This is a genomic window from Tumebacillus permanentifrigoris (assembly GCF_003148565.1).
Classification (GTDB): domain Bacteria; phylum Bacillota; class Bacilli; order Tumebacillales; family Tumebacillaceae; genus Tumebacillus; species Tumebacillus permanentifrigoris.
Map to the genome: position 1 here is coordinate 65837 of NZ_QGGL01000014.1, position 21431 is coordinate 87267.

A 21431-nucleotide genomic window follows, 5' to 3' on the forward strand; every position below is an offset into this window, starting at 1 on the left:
AAGACGTAGGCATTTTTTATTTATGGAACGAAATTTTTTCTTCGTCATGTATTACAAAAAATACGATTTTAAAATAACAAGGGAGTGTATTATATTTGTAAACATGTAAATAGGAGGTGGATTAGATGGAAACTTTCGGTCAACGTCTCCGTCAACTACGGATGAAAAAAGGCTTGAATCAAATGCAATTAGCAGAAGGTATCGTCACACCGTCGATGATCTCCCAGATTGAATCCGACAAAGCCAAGCCTAGCTACCACGTCATTGGCAAGATCGCGGAGAAACTTGAAATCCCCCTAGACGAGCTGATTGGGAACTTGGAAATGAACCTTGTCATCATCAGCGAGTACAGATTGGCGAAAGGAATGCTGTCTGCTGGTGAATTTTCGGGTGCGCTGCCGTTTTTGCAAAATGTCATCCAAAAGAACAATGGCAAGCTTGATCCGTTTGAAATTCGATACGACTATGCGTTCTGTCTGCTTGGGCTGAATCAGTTTGGAGAAGCCGAAGAGTCGTTCCAGCAATTGTTAGACCACGCGCAATCAAATAGCGGAAGACCTATCATGATCGTTCGTGTCTTTTATCAACTAGGACACCTCGAATTGAAGCGCAGACGATTTCAGATCGCGGAGCACTATCTTGCGAAGGCGATCACACAGTTGCAGTCTTCCAATTTGAAGGACGTACATCTTCAATGTTCGTTGTTACTGACGATGGCGGAGATTCAGCAAAAATCGGGTCAATTGAAACAAGCAGTTGTCACGCTTCAATTGGCCTTACCGATCTTTGAAGAACGAGAGGACATTCAAGGGTTAGGGAGCCTCTACATGAAGCTGGCGCAATCTTCTCACGAAGCCGACGACTATCAGCAAGCGGTTGACTACGCTCAACGTGCCCAATGGTGTTTCGAGACGTTGAACAACAAACATCAGAAATTGACTCTGGTAGCCCGACTTGCAGTTCTGCAAGGGGAAATGGGTGATAGAGACAAAGCGACAATCAGTTTAGAGTCTATCGTGGAGGACTACAGACGACTTCGGCGGGATGAGGAAACGGGGATCACGGTAACGGAGCTTGCGAAACTCTACCTTGCAAGTGGCAAGCTCGATCAAGCGGAGGAAGCGTGTCAAACGGCGCGTAAACTGTTACCGACCGTCCATTCCTACCAAGCATGGGGAGCCAGGATTCAAGCCGGTATCGCTCAGGCTCGAAATCAACATACAGTCGCGGTAAAATACATGAAACAGGCGGCAGATTGCTTCAAACTCACTGAGTGCCACATGGAATACGAGGAGACGATGCAAGAACTATCTCGCTTGTACGAGTTCCACGATGACTGTCAGAGTGCGTTACGTGTTATGCATGAGATGTGGTCATTCAATCGTCAAGCACGGGAGCAGAGGGGGATCGTGCTATGAGTCAGGTTGTATTACCGAAGAACGTCGTCGAGTTTGTCAGAACAGAATCTGGCTCACACCTCCTCCTGTTGCTATTAGAGCATTCGTTTGGGCATTCCCTACAGCGGATCAATCACATTGAACGTGCAAACATGGCACGAGAATACGGGAACGACTCTACCGTCGAATTAGACTTGGAGTTACTTTTGGATCATCTCTCCTTGATTCGTGTGGTTAGCAATCTAAACAGTCGTGCAGAGGAAAGTCTAATCAACTATTGGTCATCGGAGGACGGATCAATCTCTCTGGCTGATGCGAGACGCTACGTAGCCGATGCCTTGCGAATCGCCCCACAGAAACACCCTGAACGAGGTAGAGCCTATAAGAACCTTGCCTATCTCCTGCTGGCACGGAACAAGACACAAGCGGCCTGTGAACTCATCGGCAAGGCAATGGAGGTATTCCAGCAGAATGGGCTGATGGAACAGATCGAGGAACTTCTTGAAATGATCTCGATCCGAACAGAGATGGAGTGTAAAATGTTGCAGGAAAACATTGCAGCGGTACTTCGGGAGATGGAAGTTGAATTGTCATGAAGATTGATCCTGAATGGGTACGTTGGGGGAGAGGGCAGATAAACTCTGGCGTAGATCGAGGATACCTGTATCAGCATCGGCAGAAATCGAAGCGGTGGAAGTGGAAGGGAATCGAGTTCGAGGCTCATACACCAATGAGAGCGATTGAGTTGTTGATGAGTCAACAGGTAGGATTGGAACATGGTGAACGAAAGATTGGCTAAGGGGGCGACCGATAAAGGTTGCTCTTTTTCTTTTGATTGATTAACGGGTCATGGATAGGGATTCCATCAGTATTTTAAGTCGATAAAATACGTCTTAGAAACAACATTCTAGGATGAATAATGCTGAAAAACACTATACTTTCGTCCGAGAACACGTTATAATCATATTATAAATTCATCCTAGAATACATCGATCTGAAAGGGGTACATACAATGAGATATCAAGACGAGTTCAAAACGTGGTTGTTGGAAGAGGATCGAGGGGAAAAAACGATTCAGACTTATCTCTCCGTCATGCAAATGTTTGTGAAGTGGTTCGAGCAAACGGAAGGTGTCGAGTTCGATCTAAAACAAGTTACGCCAATCCATATTCATGACTATCGTTCCTATTTAGCAAATAACCTCGAACAGAAGCCCGCGACAATCAACAAGGCGATTGCTACATTGAAGACGTTTTTTGGTTGGGCAGTTGAAGCTAAACACATTGGCAGTAGTCCGGCGGCAAAAGTCAAAATGAAGCGTGTTCAGAAGAACCAATCCCCCAAGTGGTTGAGCGAAAACGAACAGAACCGCCTCCTCGTTGTCATGGACACTGAGAAGAACGAGTTCAAGCAAGCACGGGATAGGGCAATCATCTATACAATCTTAAAATCTGGCTTGCGAGCAGAAGAGATCACCGACTTGAAGCTGAATCACATTGACTTGCGCCAAGGTACTGTGACAGTCTATAGCGGCAAGGGTGGGAAATTCAGAATCGTACCTATGAACGACGAGTTGAAGAAGGTACTAAAAGTCTGGTTGGTGTTCCGCAACGAGAGCCAGAAGCCAGCTCACAAAGAAAGCCAGTATATGTTCGTCACAGAGCGGTCAGGGAAGATGACTGTGCGGGCATTGAATTACATGCTGGACGTGTACCTAGAGCGGTGTGGATTGCTAGAACGGTCTGTAGGCGGTGATAAGTTGGAAGGTCAATTTTCCTGTCACTCGCTTCGTCATTCATTTTGTCATGATCTTGCTTGCAAAGGTGTACCCATCGAGCAAATCAAGGAACTTGCAGGACATGACTCGATCCAGACCACGGCGATCTACGTTCAAGCGTCCACACACGATCTACGGAAGTCAGTCAATAAAATATAGGAGCAGAGCCATTCAATGGATGGCTTTTTTCGTATGTGGGGGAGGGAAAACATCCGATACCCTGAACAACTCTCGCTACAGGACAAGAGCACATCCAGCCTTCCACCCTATGAAAATTCTCGATACCGATTGATATTGAAAGACAAAATAGCATGAAATGAACATTTTATAAAAAAGTGGTATAATATCGTTTGTGTAAATAATTCATTTACAGAAAAGGAAAAGGGGCGATCTTTTTATGGGTAGAGATGAACTTAGAAGTAAGGTCTACAATGCGATAAAAAATACAGGGTTTCCTTTGGAACAACGGGTAGGGTACTTTCTACAAAAAAATCGCTGGGTGCCATTTTATTCCGTTGAATACACAGATCCCTCAGAGGGAAAACAACGTGAGCTAGATATTCTTGCATACAAAATTATTGGTGAGAGACGAATTGAGCTTAGGATTTCCTGTAAGAAAAGTCAGTCAAAACCATGGATACTTTTCACGGAGGATTCAACAAGGTATATAAAACATGGCTCATTGCTTAAAATCACTCCCTTGTGTAAAAGTAATCATGAATATAAACTTATACCGGAAGTTCTAAGGGGATTACCATTTTTTAGTCACAATAGAACCGCGATAAATTTTACAGCTTTCTCAGGGAAGGATCTAAACGATCAAGCTAGAGCACTAATTCGTGATGCTCTATACTCATCTATAACGAGTGTTTATCATCGGCCGTACCCTCATAAACTTATGTTTGATAGAAGGGGGACAATTTGTCTTTTTATTACAATTTTTGACGGAATAATATTCGAAAGTTTTTATAACCCTGAAACAGACGATGATGAAATAGTGGAAGTGGGGTATGGTCAGTGGGATACACGCTTCCCATTGAAAAGCGTTGTTGAGGAGATTTTGGACTCTGAAAGAAATAAGGTTTCAATAACTGATGCTCTTTATTGGTTCTCTGATAGATTTCGAGTTGAAATCATGACTTGGGACTATTTTAAGACGTATATTAATACTATTGAACGGGTGTTTTCGAACTTATCAATAGATGAGCTTAGTTTGTTTGGTGATCCATGGAAGCCTGAGAACTTCCCTAACGTTAGGGAGGCTCCGAAACTATACAATTGAAAAAAGTATATTAATCAATATTGTTATTTAATAAAATACTCATTTCATAGGAAGGTTATCGAATTGGATATACAGATCTTCTTTAGGAGAGTGTACTTATGACGAACAAGGAGTATCAAGAGGCAGTAGAAAAAAAGTATAATCAATCACTTTACGAGATCATGTATGATATGTGTGTCATTCAAAATGTCGTGCCTGTTCAGGGTGCCAGCATTTTAGGGGTTCCCAAACAAACGTTTAATCAATGGCGTAATAAGTTTAGGTTAGGGCCAATGCAACGTCGAGCTGATCTTGCGGTAGATCTTCGCAGAAAGAGTATCGATGAGTATAAAATCCAATTGGAGGGAATAAATTTTGATCGACCATTTGCATCAAAGGATGATTATTCATTGGCTGGATTTAAAGAACTAATAGAGAGGTATATCGAGTTATACAAATATAAGCGAACTTCAAATACCGATACATTTGCAGAAATGTCGCTCGTTTTGCAAATCGGAATTTTTGAACAGATACTATCTCATCTGGATGATTATTCAGATGGTCGCCTCTACGAAAAGTTTCTAAATGAAGCCAGCTTTACAAAAGATGATTTTGACAACTAGCAATTAGTTCACAGAAACCGTGTCCGTGTGGATGCGGTTTTTCTTCTTGTAGACGGAATTCGAAAATTGGCTCCAGTTTGTTCTATAAGAATAAGAAAGTAGAGCCGATCTGATTGAATGCTTCCCTAAACAGGGATATAATGTATACAAGTGAGTTACCCACAAGACCGAGTGTCATTTCCTATCGAAACCGAGTGACTATAAAAAAATCATTAATCTATCAACGTTTTTACAGGGTGGATGGGGTACTGGTGTCCTTCCTGGTCTTCAAAACCGAGTGCGGGCTATGGTGTAGCCTGGGTGGGTTCGATTCCCACGCACTCCCGCCAAAAAGTTAGGTGTGGCAAGGGTTCATTGGGCTTTTCCACAGGTTGATCAATGATGAACTGAGTGGTCAGAAGCCATACGGTTTCTTCAGGTAGGACCCTGCCAATCTATATTTCTTCCATCAAAAAAGGAGCCATTTGGCTCCTTTTTTGATTTGTTACTTTACTTCGAAAGTTTTACGTCCGACGAACGTGTCCAAAATCCTTCCCTCCATGTCACTTCAAGTTGTACCTTGCTCTTCAGATCTTCGACTTGGAGTTGAGTTAAGTCACGGGTATCAACCAATACATTAAAGGAAAGTGACCTCGAATCATGAGCATAGACCTTTAGGCTTACGGGATTTAGATTCATGACAAGAAATTTTCCTTCCGCTTCCTCCACTGGACTGAGACGGAAATCAATATCAATTGCATCTTTAAAACTCGGATTTGTTACTTGTACAGTATAACGAAAAATTGAATATCTATCCGGTTCGTTCAGAATCGGTTGGTTTGAATGATCTAGCCGTATCCGATCTGTTCCATTTGATTCCTGAATCATCGCGGAAAACTCCGCCTGCATAGAACTAGCCTTCGTGACGGTAATCTTCGATACGGATGACTCCCCCGACAAAGGCTTTACAAGAACAATCCACATTAATGCACATGTACTCAAAAAAAGAATGATCCAGATCAACTTGCGTATTGCTGAGAACCTTTTCATAAACTCACCTCAAAGTGAACAGGAGCGGCAAGAAGCTCTTTTACCGTTCCTGAAGTTTTGTATTTATTCAAATCGGACCAAATAGTATCTATCGTAAGCACTGATATCGATATCTGACAATGGTCGATCTACACGATCTAACGAACTTTTACCACTGTGGTAAGTCAAGTAAATATGACCAGAATCCACTTTAGTCACGATCATCGAGTGAACCACAACTCCACTGCTATCTGCAGCTTGAAGAACATCACCTAGAATGGCCCAATTGATGATATCAGTTCTATTCGAAGCACTCCAAGTGTAGACCGTTTGGCCACGTGTAGTTCTCCAATAAGTAAAAAAATCGGGAGTGAGAATCCAAGAACTGCTGTAGTACCAATTATAGCTCTGATCCGTTAGTCTGCAAGCCATGAAGCTCGCACCAAGAGTTGAAGTTCTTCCAATCTGATTGATAGCCTTTATTCGTGTTGTCCGTCTTGGACTAGTTGTTGTAGGTAATTGTTACCTGTTGCAGATCGTGGATCGTCGTCAGATCGGTTCGGTTTGCGGTGGTTGGTTGGAGGTCTTTCATGTCGGTTCCCCTGTTTCGAAACAAGGCGTTTTTTTGTTTGGGCAAGTAATGCGCGAAATATTATTTAGTGAATATAAGGTTTAATGTTATTAATAATTAGGAGGGTTATGTGTATGTCTGTAGAAAGTTGTAAGTGAATCAAAAAATAAAATGGGAGTGATTATGATGATCAAAAAGATGTCGATTATCCCGGTTGTAGCAGTTCTCCTGACCACGGTTGTTTCTGAGGGAGCTTACGGGGATGTGGCAACTTCGGTTCTCCTGAAAACAAAAGACGCTTACGTCACAGAAGGGATCGGCCTCGATACGTCCTACCTGCCCCTGCCGGAAGACCAAGGAAAACAGGTGAAAAACCTGAAAGTTGTGGTGGACAACACGTTCAAAGACAAAGCCCGCAACCAGAATGGACACGTCTCCAATCAAACTGGAGGCATCCACAATAACTACATTCCTGACCCTGACCCGACAAACTCCCCGTACCTCAATACTAACGTAACTTGGAGCGGCTATCACCAACTTGAATGGACGGTTTCAAACGGACAATTCATCTTTTTCCACCGTCCTGATTCCTACTACTACACCCAAAACGCTACAACAACAGGCTTTGACGCTTATACGGGAAAGGTCATGTCGACCGCAGCGAACGCAACTGGTACGTATTTGACGATGCGTTTGGCGACAGTTTCAAAAATGGCTCGCTGGTTTGATTGGGCGAATGGGTTGGGTAAACCGTTTAACTTTGGTGATTGGGCGATCGGTGGTGCAAGCTGGGAGATTCAACAAAATGTCCCGCTCCTCGGAAAAATTTGCACCGCATCTGTACCGTATTCTGGTACGCAAAGTGTCATCGTCTACGAAAGTGATGATAACTCCTACGGTAGTTGGCACGACCGCTTTAGATTCGATATTGATCCATCCGGCAAAGTAACGATCACTACATGGCAGGTTTGATTAAGGCAAAAACGAGACCCGACCAGATTCACGCTGGTTGGGTCATTTTTCAATTTATCATCGTTTGACGAAGTACTCGATTAACAGAATGACAACTGTTGTCATCGTAGCATCGATAAAAAGACCCGTTTGTAGAACAGGCTTTTTAGAAAACCACCTCCAAGTAGCAAAAACGAGCAACATACAAACAAAAACGGAAATTACGCTTGGGATACTCACTGGAAACGGTCACCTCTCCATGTTGCAAGTTTTTTATTTTCATAATTCATGATTTATACAATGATTCCTTCTTGTTGTTTTATTCTTTTTGTGGATCGACCAGAAGTTGAAAATAAAGGTTGGGATGTATTTTCTATGAGAAAAAATCGTGAAAGACAATAGGAAAAAATCTACATCAAGGGGGAACTCGTCTGATCGGGAGCAACCCCCCCCATATTCATTCATCCAATATTGACACAAAAAAGGAAGAATGTTATATAAATAGTAGTTAGCACTCAACCTATGCGAGTGCTAGTAACTCCTGCTCGCGGGAGATCGTTCATGATTTGAGGGGGAGAATGGGTATGGAAAAAAAGCAATTCAAAGCCGAATCCAAACGACTGCTGGAAATGATGATCAACTCCATCTACACGCAGAAAGAGATCTTTCTAAGGGAGTTAATCTCGAATGCAAGCGATGCGATCGACAAGATCTACTACAAAGCGTTGACCGACTCCACGCTTGTCTTCGATAAAGACAGCTATTCCATCAAGGTGACCGCCGACAAGGAACACCGTACACTGACCATCCGCGATACCGGGATTGGGATGACCGCGGAAGAGCTGGAAAACAACCTCGGCGTGATCGCCAAAAGCGGTTCCCTCGCCTTTAAAAAGGAACATGCTTCCCAAGACGGGCACGATCTGATCGGCCAGTTTGGTGTAGGCTTCTATTCCGCATTTATGGTGGCGGATGAAGTCACCGTGACAAGCCGTGCCTTGGGCAGTACACAAGCCTACAAGTGGGAATCAACAGGCACAGAGGGTTACTCGATTGAGCCTTGTGAAAAAGCGGACGTCGGTACCGAGATCACGTTGAAAATCAAGGAGAACACCGAGGACGAGAGCTACGACGAGTTCCTCGAACCATATCGCCTCAAATCGATCATCAAAAAGTACTCCGACTTCATCCGCTACCCGATCAACATGGATGTGACGACCAACCGACCGAAGGAAGGCAGCGAAACGGAGCTTGAACCACACCAGGAAGAACAAACCATCAACAGCATGGTTCCGATCTGGCGCAAAAACAAAAATGAGCTGACCGCCGAAGACTATGAAAAGTTTTACGCAGAGAAGCACTACGGCTTCGACAAGCCGATCAAGCACCTGCATCTCAGCGTCGAAGGCGCAGTGACCTACCAGGCGATCCTGTTCATCCCGGAAACCATTCCGTTTGACTACTATTCGAAGGAATTCGAAAAAGGTCTGGAGCTCTATGCGAACGGTGTCTTGATTATGGAAAAATGCTCCGACCTGCTGCCCGACCATTTCTCCTTTGTGAAAGGGATGGTAGACTCCGAGAGCCTGTCCTTGAACATCTCCCGGGAAATGTTGCAGCACGATCGCCAACTGAAACTGATCGCCAAAAACATCGCTGGGAAAATCAAAAGCCAGTTGCAGAGCCTGCTGAAGGATGAACGGGAAAAGTATGAGAAGTTCTATACTTCCTTTGGCCGACAGCTCAAATACGGGGTGTATCACGAGTTTGGAGCGCAAAAAGAAGCGTTGCAGGATCTGTTGCTGTTCCATTCCTCTCAGGAAGGTCAGCTTGTGACGCTTGATGAATACGTATCGAGAATGCCGGAGGACCAGAAGTACATCTATTATGCGACCGGCGAATCGATCGAACGAATCGAAAAGCTCCCGCAAACCGAGCTGGTCACCGACAAAGGCTATGAGCTGCTCTACTTTACAGACGACATCGACGAGTTCGCGATCAAAATGCTCATGACCTACAAGGACAAGGAGTTCAAAAACGTCTCCAGTGGCGATCTGGGCATTGAAACGCAAGAAAACCAGACCGACCAAGAAAAGCAGGAAAACCAAGAGCTGTTCGACTACATGAAAGCCCAACTGGCCGGTAAAGTATCGAACGTCCGCGCATCGCAGCGTCTGAAAAAGCATCCGGTCTGCCTGTCAACGGACGGTGAAGTCACCATCGAGATGGAAAAAATCCTCAGCGCCATGCCGAACAACTCCCATGTGAAAGCAAACAAGGTCTTGGAGATCAATCCGCAGCATGAGGTCTTCCACTCGTTGAAGGCTGCATTCGAGAACGATAAAGACAAGCTCAACTTGTATACAACCCTCCTGTACCATCAAGCACTGCTCATCGAAGGTTTGCCGATTCAAGACCCGGTCGAATTTACCAACGATATCTGCAAAATTATGGTTTGATCGGAGCTTCAAGCCCTCGACCCTCGTGGTCGGGGGCTTTTTTGTTACTTAGCAACATTTGGACACGTAGTTCAGCAGGTTTTACGGATGAAAGTAAGAGTCTGCCCTGATCTATCTAACAAATACATTGGTAAAAAAGTGAAATTGAGATTGACTTTTTCGTGCGAACTCAACTACAGTCAAGAACAATGGGAGCTGGAACTCCTGCCACATGAACCGTACTCCCAACCGAAGGGGACTCAATCGAACAAAATTTTAGAAAGGATTTGAATACATGATACAAAAGTTCCTTTTCTCAATACCTGCTTTTAACCAAGAGCGAATGATCAGAGTCTACGTTCCGAATAACTATCATCAAACGGACATTCGGTATCCTGTGTTATACATGCACGATGGTCAAAATGTATTTCAAGATGAAGAGGCGTTCGGTGGTGTTTCCTTAGGTCTTGAAGACTTTTTGGAACGCACAGGTCTAGCTGTGATCGTAGTCGCAATTGATCGCCACATGTCTCATGAAGAACGAATAAACGAATATTGCCCCTGGGTGAACGGTGACTATAGCAAAACCATTCTGGGATCTACCTGCCCACTTGGTGGTAAAGGGGAAGCCTATGTAGATTTTATCGTACATGAGCTTAAACCACATATCGACAGGACGTATCGTACACTCGCAGACCGGAGTTCGATGGCAGGTTTCTCTTTAGGGGGTCTGATCTCTACGTATGCTGCATGTCGCTATCCACACATCTTTCAACGAGTGGCTGTGATGTCCTCAGGCTTCTATCGAAACCAAGAAGAAATCGAGCAGTTAGTATCCCTTTCCGATCTGAGTGCAATTGAGAAGTTTTACTTAGACTTTGGAACAGATGAGGCCGGTGAGGATGCAGAGATCTCTCAGGTGTTTGTGAAATCCAATCTGTCTGTATATCACTTGTTAGAAACCAAAATCGGTTGCACCGAGTTTCAGATCATTGAGGGTGGGCGGCATAACTACACCGAATTTCGAAATCGAGTTCCGCAAATCTTTTCATTTTTATTCTGACACTTCGCAAAGACCCCACCGCTCACGGTTGCGGGTCTTTTTGACTGTCAGGGAACAAACGTATCAATCGAAAGTCCTGATTTGTAAGAAACCATTGAAAAGTGTGATCTGATTCGGTATAATTAAAATTGTAAGAAAACACAGAAATAAGAGGAGGTCATGGTTATGAAGCTACTCAAAAAACTGATTGCACCCTTCATTGTCACTGCAGTAATGTTGATCGGACTCATCCCGAGTGCAGCAACGGCGGCACCGAACTTCCAAATGCCGTTCCCGTGTGGACAAGTCTGGGAAGGTCAGACTCGTACTGACCACAGCCCGGCCAACGCGGTCGACTTCAACCGCACCGACGATCTGGGCGACACTGTCGTCGCATCGGCGGGTGGCAAAGTCACCGTCGTTCGCGACTTGGGTGACACCAGCTACGGCAAGTACGTGGTCGTTGACCACGGCGGCGGCTGGACAACCTACTACGCACATCTGAACACCCAATCGGTCTCCGTTGGCCAAACCGTCACGTTTGGCACCAAACTCGGAACTGTCGGTTCCACCGGCGGCTCGACCGGCCCGCACCTGCACTTCGAAGAGCGCTACAACGGCGTTGCACAAAAAGTGGTCATGAACGGTGCTCAAGCGCTCTACTGGGGCTCTAAGAGCTACACCAGCAAAAACGGCTGCTCGAACATCGGCGGCACTGTGAACACCGCTGGTTCGGCGTTGACCGTTCGTTCCGGCCCGGGTACTTCCTACGCGAGTGTAGGTTCTGTTGCAGACGGCCAATCGGTCACGATCTACTGCCAAGAGCGCGGTACTTCGGTCACTGGCACCTACGGCACCACCACCCTGTGGGACAAAATCTCCTCGACCTCCAACCAATACATCTCTGACGCCTACGTCTACACCGGCTCAGACGGACAAGTCGCACCGACCTGTCCATAGTGTTAGAAAAAAGACCCTTTGCGAGATCTCGCAAGGGTCTTTTTGCAGGGAAAAGGGAGACTCGCGCGATGCGGTCTCCCTTTTTTGTTGCATAACTTGTTGGATTAGATGAGATTGGCGTATTCCTTCAACCGTTTGGACAGCTCGTGAATCTCGTCGACGAAGCGTGAGATCTCCTGCGTGGACAGGGACTGTTCCTCGCCGTTGTCGACGACTTGTTGGATCGAGGAGTGGATGGTTTGCGTGGAGCTTTTGATCGTGGTCAGTGTATTCTGGATCGCTTCGACAGAGCTGCGCGTGTCGTTGGACAGCTTGCGGATCTCCTCGGCGACGACGCCGAATCCACGTCCGTACTCGGCGGCGCGTGCGGCTTCAATCGCGGCATTGAGTCCCAGCAGGTTGGTTTGGTTGGCGACTTTGTGAATCATCCGCAACACGTCGGACGTTTTGTTAACCTCCGTGGCGGCAATCTCCGACTGCGCAGACATCAATTTGGTCAGCGTCTCCAAGGCCATCGCGCTGTCTTGGATGTTGTTGACACTCTTGCTGACTTGAGCGAGCGAGCCGACCATCTGATCAGCCATTTCGCGCAGACGGTCTTCATTGTGACGCAGGATGCCAAGTGACATCACGCCGACGACCGCGCCGTGGTCGTCCTTGACCGGCACCAAACTCGCGGTGAACTCGATGCCAAAAACCGACGCTGGCACTTGGGTCAAGCTAGGCTCGCCGGAGACGATGACGACATGGGCAGGCGTACCGGGTCTGAGCGCGGTTCCGACTTCAATTTTCAAATCGATTTTGCGCCCACGGAAGTAGCCGACGATTCGTTCCGTGTCGGCGATGGTGACGGAGAGGTCCGTCGGGAACGCCTGTTGGAAGAGCGGTGCGACATCGATCAGTCGTTGCACATACGGGTGATGAGAAGACATCAGAGAACCACCTTTGGAGTTGATAGCTCTATTTTAGATGTGAGAGCGGATTAATGCTAGACTTCGACGACGAAACTTGTGGGAATCTCGCAGAATCGGGTGCAAGGATTGCGTGCAGGCGCTTACATCGTCTTCCTCGCATCGAGTATCAACGACATCGAACGCAACACACCGTCTCGGTTGCGGTGATCATGGCGTCGGGAGCGGTAGATCACGCCGTCTGCATCCGCCCACGGGTGTTCGTGAAATTCGCCAAACTCATCACAATACTCCAGCAGGTTAACTTGAAAGCCTGCTTGTTCAAACACCTTGGTCAGCGTCTGGTAGGTGTAAAAGACTTGATGGGAAGCCGCTGGGTGGTCGGCGGGGCCAGGACCGCCGACTTGGCAGATGTGGTGGTACTCTTCGTTTGGAAAATGGAAGTCGGGCACGGCGACGCGGATGTGCCCACCAAGTCGCAGAAACTCGTAACAGAGCACCGCAGCCTCCCCTGCTTCTCGAAGCGTCAGGTGCTCCCAGACATGCTCGGCGAGGATCGCCTCGATCGATGCGGGTGCAAACCGTGCCGCCCAATCTTCACGTCGCAATAGGTTCAACTCGTCCTCCTGCGTGTACAGCCAACCTGGATTGTTGCGGAATTCTCCTGCTCCGATGACGACTTTGGCCATTTCCAATCTCTCCCTGTCAGACAGTTTGACTTATCGTACACTGGGGTGTACGGAAAAACAACTCCTTGACAAAGGGCTCGTTCGGATGGCAAACTAGTCAAAACACATCCACAGATCATGCGATGACGGAGTGAGTAAGTTGGATCGACCCGTGCAGAGAATGGAAGCCAGCGGCTGAGAGCTTCCATCGGGGAGCCGACTGAACCCGCCTCCGGAGCAGCCCGTGAAAAGCGGGACGGGTGCCGTCCGTTACAACGGTTTTAAGTGGGGGAGCTCTGCCGGTGCACAGGCAGTCTGCCCAATGAAGGTGGTACCGCGAGAGAACAGTCAAACCCTCTCGTCCTTCAAGTTCGTTCGAACTTGAAGGGCGGGAGGGTTTTTTTACATTCACAGAGGGGTGGAGAACTCAATGACCAAGCGCAATTTGAAGGACTGCAACATCCTGCTCCTCGGAGCGGGTTCGATCGCCAAAGCGATGATTCGCGGGTTGGTGGTCGGGCAGGAAGTACGGGCGGAGCAGATTTATGTGACCAACCGGAGTGACCGTGACCGTCTCTACGCCCTGCGCGAGATGTACGGCGTGCAGGCGGTGGAAGACCTTTGGAAACAACCAGAGGTGATCGAGCGCGCAGATGTCGTCGTGCTGGCCGTGAAACCCCATGATCTGCTCAGTGTCGCGGCCCAACTGCGCCCGCACTTGCAGGAGGGAGCCGTGGTGTTGTCGCTGGCGGCAGGCATCTCGACTGAAGCGATCACTCGTCAAGTGGGCACTCAATTCGCCGTGGTGCGGGCGATGCCCAATACCGCCTGTGCCGTGCTGGAGTCGGCGACGGCGGTTTGTTACGGGCCTACCTGTTCGTCCACGGCGCGAGAACTGGCGCGGCAGGTGCTGTCTCAAGTCGGGTTGGTCAGCGAGGTGGAAGAGTCTGCGATGGATGCGGTGACCGGGGTGTCCGGGAGCGGCCCGGCGTATTTTTACTATATGGTCGAAGCGATGCAAGCGGCGGCACAAGCGCAAGGGCTGTCTGCGGAGGTCGCGCGAGGCTTGATTTTACAAACGCTGTTTGGCGCTGGCAAGATGATGCAGGAGACCGGCCTCGATGCCTGCGAATTGCGCCGCCAAGTCACATCGCCCAACGGCACGACGATGGCCGGGCTGCACGTGTTGGAACAGGCTGGCTTCACCCGCGTCATGCACGAGGTGATCGCTGCTGCCACGTCGCGCAGTGAGGAGATGGGCCGTGTCTACCGAGGCTAGTTTGTGATTGACGAGTAAAGCGTTGTACAGTAACATAAATGTATAACATTGTTACAGTAGAGGTGAGAGGGAAAGCGATGAATCCTTGGATATCGAAAAAAGATCTGCTCGCTTTGACCGGGATCTCCTATGGGCAGCTCTATAGATGGAAGCGGCAAAACTTGATCCCGGAGTCGTGGTTTCAGAAGCAATCGGCGAGCACGGGCCAGGAGACGTTTTTTGACCGCGAGAAAATTGTGGAGCGCATCCGGTTGATCAAGGAGATGAAGGATCAATACTCGCTGGAGGAACTTGCGGAGATCCTCTCGCCAGATGTGGCGACGCGGGTGTACCGATCGCGCGAGGCGAAGCATCTGTGGGAGGAGGGACGGTTGCTGATCCGCCGCTATCGAAAAGTGGTGCAGAAGCGGGAGTTTTCCTACTTCGAACTGCTGCTGCTCGACGCGGTCAGCCGGGTGCAGGACTTGGATGAAGACTTCCTCGACGAGCTCTTGCACAGTGTGGCGCAGTGGCAGTCGCTCGCCAAGGGAACTGCCTATCACCTGTTGATCACGGAAAAAGCGGGACTGCGCTCCGCTTGGTTGCTTGAACGAGGAACCGGAGTACAACTGGACATTCGCACCCACCAGCTCCAACTCTTCGATCTAGAGGAATTGTCCCAAGACCTCAGTTTGCGCCTCAAGGGGTGACGGAGAAAAAAGGCACTCTACCTATAAGTAGAGTGCCTTGATGGGCTCGTGCTAGGACAGGTTGCTTAGCTCTCGTGCAGGGTGCCGACGACGCGGTTCTTGCCTGTGCGCTTCGCTTCGTAGAGGCGAGCATCTGCGGTCTTGAACAGGTCTTCCTTGCACAGTCCAGGCTCGCGTTGGACGAGGCCGATACTGACAGTCACGGTGTGGTCGCCCAACTCTTCGAATTTTTCAGCGGCAATCAATTCACGAATCCGATCCAGCGTGGCCCACGAGGTATCAAACTCAGCGTCGGTTAGGATCACCGCGAACTCCTCCCCGCCATAGCGGGCGACGAAGTCATTGGGGGTCAGATGTTCACGGATCATCAAGGCGATGCGCTTGAGCACGATATCGCCGACCCAGTGTCCGTAGGTGTCGTTGATCATCTTGAAATTGTCGATGTCGATCAAGGCGACTTGCAGGCGCAACGAGGTCAGGTCGAGCTTCAACAGGCTGTCGAGGTATTCGTGGAACGTCTTGTGGTTGTAGAGGCTGGTCAAGGCGTCCAGTTTGGTGATCGTATCGTACATGATGTTGTCGACGAGCAGATCGCGCTCAGATTCCATCGCTTTTTTTAACTGGTTGCGGAGTTGGTCGCCGCGCAGGATGATGCCTACCCCCAACAGATAGGCGCCGATCAGCATCGCGATCATCGCGATGATCTCATACACGGTCATGCTCGCCTGGTGTTCGGGACTTGCTTGCAAAACGAGCAGGGCTCCGATGCTCAGCAGGCAGGACAGCAGCGCTCTCTTGCGGTCAAAGTACATGATCGACGTCAGCGTTGAGAGGGCAAACATCGCGTACATGCCGTGCAAGTTCGGATTGTAGAACACGACGGTGAAGGCGATCGCGGTCGCAGTCAGGATGAACCAGATGTCCAGACGAGGTGACTTTACCGTGCGAAACGCGATCTCCAAGGCGCCGACGATCCCGATGAGCACCGCAGTTGGGATCAGCATCCTATGGTACAGATAGAAACCGACCCACCACGGGGATTGCACGATCGCAAATACGAGGCCGAGAAGCGCCGCCAGCAGATACAACCACACGACCGTCCAGTAGCCGTTCAAGATCATTCGATTCCAAGTGGGTTGGTTCAAGTTATCACCCTCATTGCAGTTTAGCAGGAGTAATTCTACTATAACATAAACTCAGGTTCACATCGTGGTAAGAGTGTATTCGTGATATTTCCTGTTGACGGCAGATTTCAATTCTTCTCTCTAGCGCACCGATTGGCACGCGAGTATGATGTTCAGTAGTAAAAAGGCAGGCTTCCACACCTCGTGTGGAGTCTGCCTTTTTGAGCGAGACGCTACTACTCTGCACCAAATTTTGGTTTTTTATTAAGGAGATGGGTTATGGTGAGCAAAAGACGACTCTGCATCACCCCATGTGGGGCGAAAAAGATCTGGGACAAGCAGCCGGATGCGGGGGTAACACAAGCGCAGGACGTATACATCGGTGCGTTCGCGAACGCGTGCCAAGCGTATGCGAACGTTTTTTTCGAACAATGGGTGATCCTGTCGGCGAAGCATGGGGTGTTGTTCCCAACGGATTTGTTGGCAGAGAACTATGATGTGGCGTTCAACTCGGACCCGGCGTTGGTGATCCCGGTGGAGCAATTGCGCGAACAATGGCTGGCGTTGGGGCTACGTGATGTCGAGGAAGTCGTCGTGCTCGGTGGGAAAAAGTACGTGCAGGCGGTAGAGCGCTTGTTTGCCGGTTGGTCGTTGCACCCGCACATCGTGACCCCGTTGCGCGGACTCAAAGGGATCGGGTACATGCTACAGGCTTTACAAGGCGCGGTCCAGCAGCGTGTGGAGATCGACCCTGAATAGATAGGAACAAAGTAGCATAAATATGGATGAAGTTCATGACAGGTGAACAAAAGACTGGCATAATACTCTATGTACAAATTAAAAAAATGGAGGAATTGTTGTTGTCCAGGGATTTGCTGTTGAATCTATTGCTGATCCTGACACCGATTTTCGTGTATCAGGTGCTCCTCTTGGACCGGTTGTCCTCCAAGCGACCTCGACTCGAACAGTGGTTGCTCGGCTTGTTATACGGAATTGCGTGTGTCCTGTGCATGGTATTCCCGATTACCGCAGGCAAAGACTTTCTCTGGGACTTGCGTTGGGTGCCTTTCATCATCTCCGTTCTCTATGGCGGATGGCGTAGTGGTGTACTGGCGATGCTGTTGTTGCTTGGCTTTCGGTTGTACATCGGTGGTGGACTGGCCTTTTATATGACCGTGATCATAGCGGTGAGTGCGTTTGCTGGGACGCTTTGGATTCGTAAGCGTTACATGGCCTACAACCGGACGCAGAAAGTGTTCTGTAGCTTAGGTCTGACGATGGCGACGTTTCTTGTGATGATGGCCCTGATCTGGTATGTTTTTGACGCGCGCAGTGACGTGAGTTTTCTGATCGGGCAAGGCTCGTGTTTCTACTCGGCGTATGCGGGCGTCTATGTGTTCTCGATGGCATTCTCTGTGCTGTTGATCGAGAACTTGATGGAGAGCGCACGGATGCGTGAGGAGATTCGCAAGTCGGAGAAATTGAGCATCATCTCAGAACTGGCCGCCTCGATTGCTCATGAAATTCGCACCCCGCTGACGGTGGTACGCGGCTTTATTCAACTGGCACAGTCCTCGATGGCAGAGACCAATCAAAGCTATATGGCGACGGCGATCGCGGAATTGGATCGTGCGGAGTTTATCATTTCTGATTATCTGAATTTTGCTAAACCGGAACTGGATCATCTCGAACGCGTCAACGTCGGCGAAGAAGTGCGGAACATGGCGAACTTCATGACCTCATTTGCCACGATGCAAGGGGTGGAGTTGGTCACAGACGTACAGGAAACGCTGTACGTGTTTGCCGACAAGGTCAAGCTTAAACAAGTGATCATCAACCTCGTCAAAAACTCCATCGAAGCGATTCGTCACGGAGGACGAGTCGAGGTGCAGGCGCGGCGTAGTGGCGACCGCGTGTTGATCACCGTAACGGACACTGGCGAAGGCATGACCAGCGTCCAGTTGGAACGGCTCGGCAAACCGTTCTACTCCACCAAGGACAAAGGAATTGGCCTCGGTCTGATGGTCACGTTCCGCATCGTGGAAGCGATGCAGGGGACGCTGACTTTTGAATCGCAAAAAGGTCGGGGCACGAAGGCGACGATCTCGGTCAACGCCGTGGCGATGCACAAGGAGGAGACCTGAAAAAGCTGACGTTCGGTGCAGACGTCAGCTTTTTTTTGCCATTTGTAACTCCTGTGTAACCCCTATAGCGTACCTTTCCAAGTAGAAAGGGGGAGTTATCTGTGTTTTTAGACATCTTGGCGATTTTGGTCGCTCTGGGTTTGTTGATGTTCGTGGCCTACCGCGGGTATCCAGTTATCATCTTTGCCCCGATTTTTGCGTTGTTGGCTGCAAGCCTGTCGGGTCTTGCACTGATGCCAAGTTACACCGAGTCGTTTATGTTGCAAGCTGCAAACTACGTGAAATCATTTTTCCCGATCTTCCTGTTGGGTGCAATCTTCGGTAAAGTCATGGAGATGAATGGGGCTGCGGCCTCGATTGCGCACGGGATCGTGCGCTCGCTCGGTTCGAAGCGAGCGATCCTCGCAGTCGTGCTCGCTTGTGGCATTCTGACCTATGGTGGCGTCTCGCTGTTTGTCGTTGCGTTTGCCGTGTATCCGTTTGCAGCGGCGATCTTCCGCGAGGCGGACATCCCGAAACGCCTGTTGCCAGGCACGATTGCCCTCGGGGCGTTCACGTTTACGATGGACGCATTGCCGGGCACTCCGCAAATTCAAAACATCATCCCGACCAACTTTTTCGGGACGGACGCCTATGCTGCGCCGTTCGTCGGTATCATCGGGGGTCTGCTCGTGTTGCTAGGCGGTCTGTACTGGCTGGAACGCCGCCGCCGTCAAGCCGCTGCGGCAGGTGAAGGCTATGGCGAGAACCACCGCAATGAGCCGGATGCCGTACAGAGCACAGGTTTCCCGAAGCTGTGGGTCGCCCTGTTGCCGTTGCTCGTCGTACTGGTACTGAACTACGTGTTGAGCCGCACAGGTGCTGCAGCCGACAAATGGTATGATGCAGAAACGCTCAAGAAGACGTTCAACATCCCGAATGTCAAAACGGTCGTCTCGTCGTGGGCGCTGATCGCTGCACTGACCGCTGGGATCATCACAGCGCTGCTGATCAACGCACGCGCTGTGAAGGGCAAGTTGGCAGGCGGACTCAGCGCAGCGGCGGCAGGTGCGTTGCTGGCGATCTTCAACACCGCGTCTGAAGTTGGCTTTGGCAACGTGATCAAGACCTTGCCAGGCTTTGCAGGCATCCGCGATGCGATCCTCGGCGCGAGCAATCATCCGTTGATCTCGGAAGCGCTTGCAGTCAACGTGCTGGCGGGGATCACCGGTTCTGCGTCAGGCGGTCTCTCGATCGCGCTGGACGTTATGGGCAAGCAATACCTCGCCCTCGCCAACGCGTCAGGCCTCTCGCCGGAACTCTTGCACCGCATCGCTTCGATGGCGTCTGGCGGCATGGATACCCTGCCGCACAACGGAGCGGTCATCACCTTGCTGGCGATCACCGGGTTGACCCATCGCCAATCGTACAAGGACATTTTCGCCATCACAGTCGTGAAAACGATTACGGTATTCCTGCTGGCAGCCGTGCTGTCGGTGATCTACTAAGCAACTACGTCACGACGTCAAAAGCAAGACCGGCTTCCCGTGGGGGAGCCGGTCTTTTTGTGTTCTCCATTAAATCGGGATGTCTTCCTTGGTGATCTGCTTGCGCAACAACATCGTCATCGCAACCGCCCACGCGAGCGGCGTGTTGCCGTTGGGAGTCTTGCCGCCGGTGTACAGCTCAGGAACTTTGCCATCCTCCGGTACGATGCGTTTGGTTTTCTCCCAATAGGCGCGCGCCATCTCGTCCTCGCCGAGCACGGCGAAACACATGCCGAGCCATGGGAAGCCAAAACACCACTCCGCCTCTTGGACGTCCTTGTAGTAGAGGTCGTGCTTGTAACGGATCACGCCAAATGTCCGCTCCAGCTGCCCCGTGATTTGCGCGAGGATACGCTTCGCCATGTTCCGGTCGACCAGCTGGTACGGGTAGATCAGCGAGAGCAGGGCCAGGTCGGTGTCCTTGGTGGCGCTCTCACGCGGGAGCAGGTGGCGCAACGTGCGCTCCCCGTTCTCGATCAGCCAGTCGGGCACGTAGGCGAGCATCTTCACCGCGCGCAGTCCGGCGACACAAGCGCCGACAGAGGAGGCGTGGACTTCCATGTTCTCCTCCCACATGCCGTTGTCATGCGCTTCCCAGTATTCGAGGGTGGCGAGGTAGTTGACCAACTTCTGCAGGATTGCACGATCCATCGTGTCGCGGAACATGCGTTTGCCGACCCGTACACCCTCGCCAACGCCCCACAGGAACAGACCGATCGAGTCGTTCTGTGCATGGCCCCACGGCTCAGGGCGTTCGGTGAGATCGCTGTTGTAGCGGGCGTGGATGTGCTCATAGAGGTAGGCGGGCTTTTGCTGGGTATGGATGTCCAATTTCCACTCATAACGGCGGAACAGGTCAAACAGCGCGTAGAACGCACCCGTGTAGCGGTCGCAGTCCGTATGCAAGTAAGGGAGAACGCAGTAGACGACATCGCGCACCCACACGTAGCTGTAATCTCCAGATGTTGACGCGGTGTACGCGCCATTCTCAAGTCTCATCGTTTCCAATACAGAGTGCAAGGTTTTCATCTTCGGAACCACCTTTCGACTCAAGGCTCTTGT

The 21431-nt window shown here is 49.7% G+C and carries 20 protein-coding genes; 14 read left to right on the forward strand and 6 right to left on the reverse strand.

Going from position 1 to position 21431, the window contains the following annotated elements:
* Window positions 1-125: 125 nt before the first annotated feature.
* The 5 genes from C7459_RS15810 to C7459_RS15835 all read left to right on the forward strand — a co-directional run bounded on the left by C7459_RS15810 (window position 126) and on the right by C7459_RS15835 (window position 5058).
* Window positions 126-1418 (forward strand): helix-turn-helix domain-containing protein, encoded by a 1293-nt coding sequence (locus C7459_RS15810; RefSeq protein ID WP_109690262.1) that lies wholly within the window; start codon window positions 126-128, stop codon window positions 1416-1418.
* A complete protein-coding gene (locus C7459_RS15815; RefSeq protein WP_109690263.1) occupies window positions 1415-1993 on the forward strand; it encodes a hypothetical protein in 579 nt (192 codons plus the stop codon). Before C7459_RS15810 ends, C7459_RS15815 begins: the two co-directional genes overlap by 4 nt.
* A gap of 416 nt (window positions 1994-2409) precedes the next feature.
* Window positions 2410-3333, forward strand: coding sequence for a tyrosine-type recombinase/integrase (locus tag C7459_RS15825; protein ID WP_109690265.1), 924 nt, complete (start codon window positions 2410-2412; stop codon window positions 3331-3333).
* A gap of 238 nt (window positions 3334-3571) precedes the next feature.
* Entirely contained in the window at window positions 3572-4456 is an 885-nt protein-coding gene (locus C7459_RS15830; protein WP_109690266.1) for a hypothetical protein, read from the forward strand.
* A 98-nt stretch (window positions 4457-4554) separates the two neighbouring features.
* Window positions 4555-5058 carry a hypothetical protein gene (locus C7459_RS15835; protein ID WP_109690267.1) on the forward strand — a complete coding sequence of 168 codons (504 nt, stop codon included), beginning with the start codon at window positions 4555-4557 and terminating at the stop codon, window positions 5056-5058.
* Between the two features lie 489 nt (window positions 5059-5547).
* Here the strand turns inward: C7459_RS15835 and C7459_RS15840 are convergent, their stop codons facing one another.
* Together C7459_RS15840 and C7459_RS24185 are read right to left on the reverse strand one after the other, a co-directional pair.
* The gene (locus tag C7459_RS15840; RefSeq protein ID WP_146201020.1) at window positions 5548-5925 is read right to left on the reverse strand and encodes a hypothetical protein; all 378 of its coding nucleotides are present in this window, start codon (window positions 5923-5925) and stop codon (window positions 5548-5550) included.
* Between the two features lie 225 nt (window positions 5926-6150).
* Window positions 6151-6498 (reverse strand): amidase domain-containing protein, encoded by a 348-nt coding sequence (locus C7459_RS24185; RefSeq protein ID WP_109690269.1) that lies wholly within the window; start codon window positions 6496-6498, stop codon window positions 6151-6153.
* 325 nt (window positions 6499-6823) lie between these two features.
* Here C7459_RS24185 and C7459_RS15850 point away from each other — a divergent pair, with 325 nt between their 5' ends.
* The 4 genes from C7459_RS15850 to C7459_RS15865 all read left to right on the forward strand — a co-directional run bounded on the left by C7459_RS15850 (window position 6824) and on the right by C7459_RS15865 (window position 12028).
* Window positions 6824-7609: a hypothetical protein gene (locus tag C7459_RS15850; protein WP_109690270.1), complete on the forward strand. Its 786-nt coding sequence runs from the start codon at window positions 6824-6826 to the stop codon at window positions 7607-7609.
* A gap of 563 nt (window positions 7610-8172) precedes the next feature.
* Window positions 8173-10047 carry a molecular chaperone HtpG gene (htpG, locus tag C7459_RS15855; RefSeq protein WP_109690271.1) on the forward strand — a complete coding sequence of 625 codons (1875 nt, stop codon included), beginning with the start codon at window positions 8173-8175 and terminating at the stop codon, window positions 10045-10047.
* 274 nt (window positions 10048-10321) lie between these two features.
* Window positions 10322-11089 carry an alpha/beta hydrolase gene (locus C7459_RS15860; RefSeq protein WP_109690272.1) on the forward strand — a complete coding sequence of 256 codons (768 nt, stop codon included), beginning with the start codon at window positions 10322-10324 and terminating at the stop codon, window positions 11087-11089.
* Between the two features lie 165 nt (window positions 11090-11254).
* Window positions 11255-12028, forward strand: a complete 774-nt coding sequence (locus tag C7459_RS15865) for a M23 family metallopeptidase (protein WP_109690273.1) — start codon at window positions 11255-11257, stop codon at window positions 12026-12028.
* 104 nt (window positions 12029-12132) lie between these two features.
* Here the strand turns inward: C7459_RS15865 and C7459_RS24030 are convergent, their stop codons facing one another.
* Both C7459_RS24030 and C7459_RS15875 read right to left on the reverse strand, forming a co-directional pair.
* Window positions 12133-12960 carry a methyl-accepting chemotaxis protein gene (locus C7459_RS24030; RefSeq protein WP_109690274.1) on the reverse strand — a complete coding sequence of 276 codons (828 nt, stop codon included), beginning with the start codon at window positions 12958-12960 and terminating at the stop codon, window positions 12133-12135.
* A gap of 122 nt (window positions 12961-13082) precedes the next feature.
* Complete coding sequence (locus tag C7459_RS15875; protein ID WP_425450728.1) at window positions 13083-13628, reverse strand: class I SAM-dependent methyltransferase; 546 nt, start codon at window positions 13626-13628, stop codon at window positions 13083-13085.
* Between the two features lie 409 nt (window positions 13629-14037).
* Here C7459_RS15875 and proC point away from each other — a divergent pair, with 409 nt between their 5' ends.
* Both proC and C7459_RS15885 read left to right on the forward strand, forming a co-directional pair.
* The gene (proC, locus tag C7459_RS15880; RefSeq protein WP_109690276.1) at window positions 14038-14886 is read left to right on the forward strand and encodes a pyrroline-5-carboxylate reductase; all 849 of its coding nucleotides are present in this window, start codon (window positions 14038-14040) and stop codon (window positions 14884-14886) included.
* Window positions 14887-14963: 77 nt separating this feature from the next.
* Window positions 14964-15575, forward strand: coding sequence for a DUF4004 family protein (locus tag C7459_RS15885; protein ID WP_109690277.1), 612 nt, complete (start codon window positions 14964-14966; stop codon window positions 15573-15575).
* A gap of 65 nt (window positions 15576-15640) precedes the next feature.
* Here C7459_RS15885 and C7459_RS15890 read toward each other — a convergent pair whose 3' ends face one another.
* Window positions 15641-16720, reverse strand: a complete 1080-nt coding sequence (locus C7459_RS15890; RefSeq protein WP_146201021.1) for a GGDEF domain-containing protein — start codon at window positions 16718-16720, stop codon at window positions 15641-15643.
* Window positions 16721-16981: 261 nt separating this feature from the next.
* On the opposite strand from C7459_RS15890, the gene C7459_RS15895 reads away from it, so the two are divergent.
* The 3 genes from C7459_RS15895 to C7459_RS15905 all read left to right on the forward strand — a co-directional run bounded on the left by C7459_RS15895 (window position 16982) and on the right by C7459_RS15905 (window position 20330).
* Window positions 16982-17458 (forward strand): DUF6884 domain-containing protein, encoded by a 477-nt coding sequence (locus C7459_RS15895; protein WP_245884579.1) that lies wholly within the window; start codon window positions 16982-16984, stop codon window positions 17456-17458.
* A 101-nt stretch (window positions 17459-17559) separates the two neighbouring features.
* Complete coding sequence (locus C7459_RS15900) at window positions 17560-18843, forward strand: ATP-binding protein (protein ID WP_170119500.1); 1284 nt, start codon at window positions 17560-17562, stop codon at window positions 18841-18843.
* A gap of 101 nt (window positions 18844-18944) precedes the next feature.
* Window positions 18945-20330, forward strand: coding sequence for a GntP family permease (locus C7459_RS15905; RefSeq protein ID WP_109690281.1), 1386 nt, complete (start codon window positions 18945-18947; stop codon window positions 20328-20330).
* Window positions 20331-20399: 69 nt separating this feature from the next.
* Here C7459_RS15905 and C7459_RS15910 read toward each other — a convergent pair whose 3' ends face one another.
* Window positions 20400-21398, reverse strand: coding sequence for a glycoside hydrolase family 15 protein (locus C7459_RS15910; RefSeq protein WP_109690282.1), 999 nt, complete (start codon window positions 21396-21398; stop codon window positions 20400-20402).
* Window positions 21399-21431 lie beyond the last annotated feature (33 nt).